The 2,460-nt window shown below is 69.3% G+C and carries 2 protein-coding genes and 1 pseudogene; all 3 read left to right on the forward strand.

Going from position 1 to position 2,460, the window contains the following annotated elements; all coding sequences use genetic code 11:
• A partial coding sequence (locus tag AC1DOC_RS33370) for a PD-(D/E)XK nuclease family protein (protein ID WP_478131535.1) occupies positions 1-556 on the forward strand: 556 nt, incomplete at its 5' end.
• A pseudogene (locus tag AC1DOC_RS33375) lies at positions 553-1,539 on the forward strand (BaiN/RdsA family NAD(P)/FAD-dependent oxidoreductase); the annotation flags it as partial. The gene AC1DOC_RS33370 and the pseudogene AC1DOC_RS33375, both read left to right, overlap by 4 nt.
• Positions 1,540-1,632: 93 nt before the next feature.
• Positions 1,633-2,460 (forward strand): Kelch repeat-containing protein (locus AC1DOC_RS33380; RefSeq protein WP_478131536.1); only part of this gene is annotated, 828 nt, incomplete at its 3' end.

The raw sequence follows: 2,460 nt of genomic DNA on the forward strand, positions 1-2,460 counted from the left end.
GCCGGTGGAGACCGGGGGCGGCAGTTTCTCGATGAAGAAGATGCCCGTGCTCGCGCCTGCGGCCAAGGAATCACCGGCCACCAGGAAAGCCGCAAGCGCTACCGTCGATGCGCGGGCTGCCGCCTTCGGCCAGGCGATGCACCGGCTGCTCGAATGGGCGCTGCCGGGCGAGGCGCTGCCGCCCGCGCATGTGCGCGCCGCGGCCCGTGAATTCATGCTCGACGCGCAGCAGGCGCGCGGCGCCGCGGTGCTGGCCGAGCGCATCCGCGCGGGCGCCGGCGCCTGGGCGTGGGATGAGCGCATGATCGACTGGCACGGCAACGAAGTGACGCTGGTCCACGAAGGCGAGACGCTGCGCATCGACCGGCTGGTGCGCGAGCGCGCCAGCGGTGCCTGGTGGATCCTCGACTACAAATCCGCTGCGCGCCCCGAACGGGACGCGGAATTGATCGCACAGATGCAGCGCTATCGCGCGGCCGTGCAACATGCCTATCCCGGTGCCTTGGTGCGCGCCGCGTTCCTGACCGGGCAGGGCGAACTGGTAACTCTCGAATGACTCTTTCCCAAACCGTCGCCGTGATCGGCGGCGGACCGGCCGGCCTGATGGCGGCCGAAGTCCTGAGCGCGTCCGGCGTGCAGGTGCACGTCTACGACGCCATGCCCTCGGTGGGCCGCAAGTTCCTGCTGGCTGGCCGCGGCGGGCTGAACCTCACGCACTCGGAGCCCTTCGATGTGTTCATGAGCCGCTTCGGCGAGCGCCGTGCGCAGCTCGAACCGATGCTCGCCCGCTTCGGTCCGCAGCAGGTGCGCGAATGGGCGGCCGGCCTCGGCATCGAGACCTTCGTCGGCACCTCGGGCCGCGTGTTTCCGACCGACATGAAGGCCGCGCCGCTGCTGCGCGCCTGGCTGCACCGGCTGCGCGCGGCGGGCGTGCAGTTCCACATGCGCCACCGCTGGCTCGGCGATGCATCGCTGGCCGCCGCCTCGCTGCGCTTTGCCACTCCGACGGGCGAGGCCCTCGTGAAGGCCGATGCGGTGGTGCTCGCGCTCGGTGGTGCGAGCTGGGCGCGGCTGGGTTCCGATGGCGCATGGGCGCCGTGGCTGCAGGCGCGCGGTATCGATGTCGCGCCGCTGCTGCCTGCCAACTGCGGCTTCGACGGGGCAGGATGGAGCGAGCATTTCGCGAGCCGTTTCGCGGGCCAGCCCTTCAAGTCGGTCGCGATTTCGTTCACCGACAGCCAGGGCCGCCGCTTCGCGCGCAAGGGCGAATTCGTTGCCACCGCCACCGGCATCGAAGGCAGCCTGATCTATGCGGCTTCGGCCCTGCTGCGCGACGAGATCGCCGCGCACGGCAGCGCCACGCTGCTGCTCGACCTGCTGCCCGACCGCAGCGCCGAGCAGGTGCTGGCGGCCGTGAAGCATCCGCGCGGCGCCCGCTCGCTCAGCAGCCACCTGAAGAGCCGGCTCGGACTGGAAGGGCTACCTGCTGACGGCGTCGATGGCCAGCGGGGCGGCCGCGGCGCGGGGCGCGATCAAGCAGCTGGGCCTTTGAAGGTATAACTGAATACTTTTGTATTGTTTATTGCGCGTACAAGGAATAAGCTGCGACCTGACAAAAATAAAGGAGCAGCGATGACCAGCGTTCCATCGCCGCGCGCCGCGCGCGGGCTTGCTTATGCATCCCTGGTGTTCCTGGTCTGGTCAGGCGGTGACGCAGGAGGCGGCGCCCGCGCGCAGGGCGCAAATCCGAAGCTGGCGGGCACGTCCTCCGCATCGGCAAGCAAGCCGGTGCCACCAGACGGACAGCCGGCGTCCCTCACCAGTCCGTCCCCCGGCACCAAGTTCGCCACCCGCAGCGCGACCTTCGTCTGGAACAACACGGGTGCCACCCAGTACGGCTTGACGATCCTGTCGGCCTCCTCGGCGACACCCGTGGTGGACACGTCGACAAGTGCGACAACGCTGACGGTGAACAACCTTCCCATCGACGGCGCGGGGCTCGTGGTCCGGCTGCGCTCCCGATTCAAGGGGAAGTGGCTGCCGGCCAACGAGTACCTGTTCACGGCAGCCGGATACACCGCGGCGCAATCGACCGCCGCGGTCAAGCCCTGGTCCGATCTGATCGCGCTGCCACTCGTGCCCGCATCGGCCGCCAACCTCCCCGATGGCAAGCTGCTGCTGTGGGCAGCCCGCTCGCCCACCAGCTTCAGCACGAACAGCAGCGAGGCGTACACCTACACCTCGGTGTTCGACCCCGTCACGCGAAGCGCCAGCCCGCTGGTGGTCACGGCCACAGGCCACCAGATGTTCTGCCCTGGCCTGAGCATGCTGGCCGATGGCAGCGTGCTGGTCAGCGGCGGCAGCGATGCGACGAAGACCTCGATCTACGACCCGGCGCTGGGCGGCTGGGTGACGGGTGCGCAACTCGGCATTGCACGTGCCTACCAGGCGAGCACGACG

Source organism: Variovorax sp. 01T439_2 (assembly GCF_056398445.1).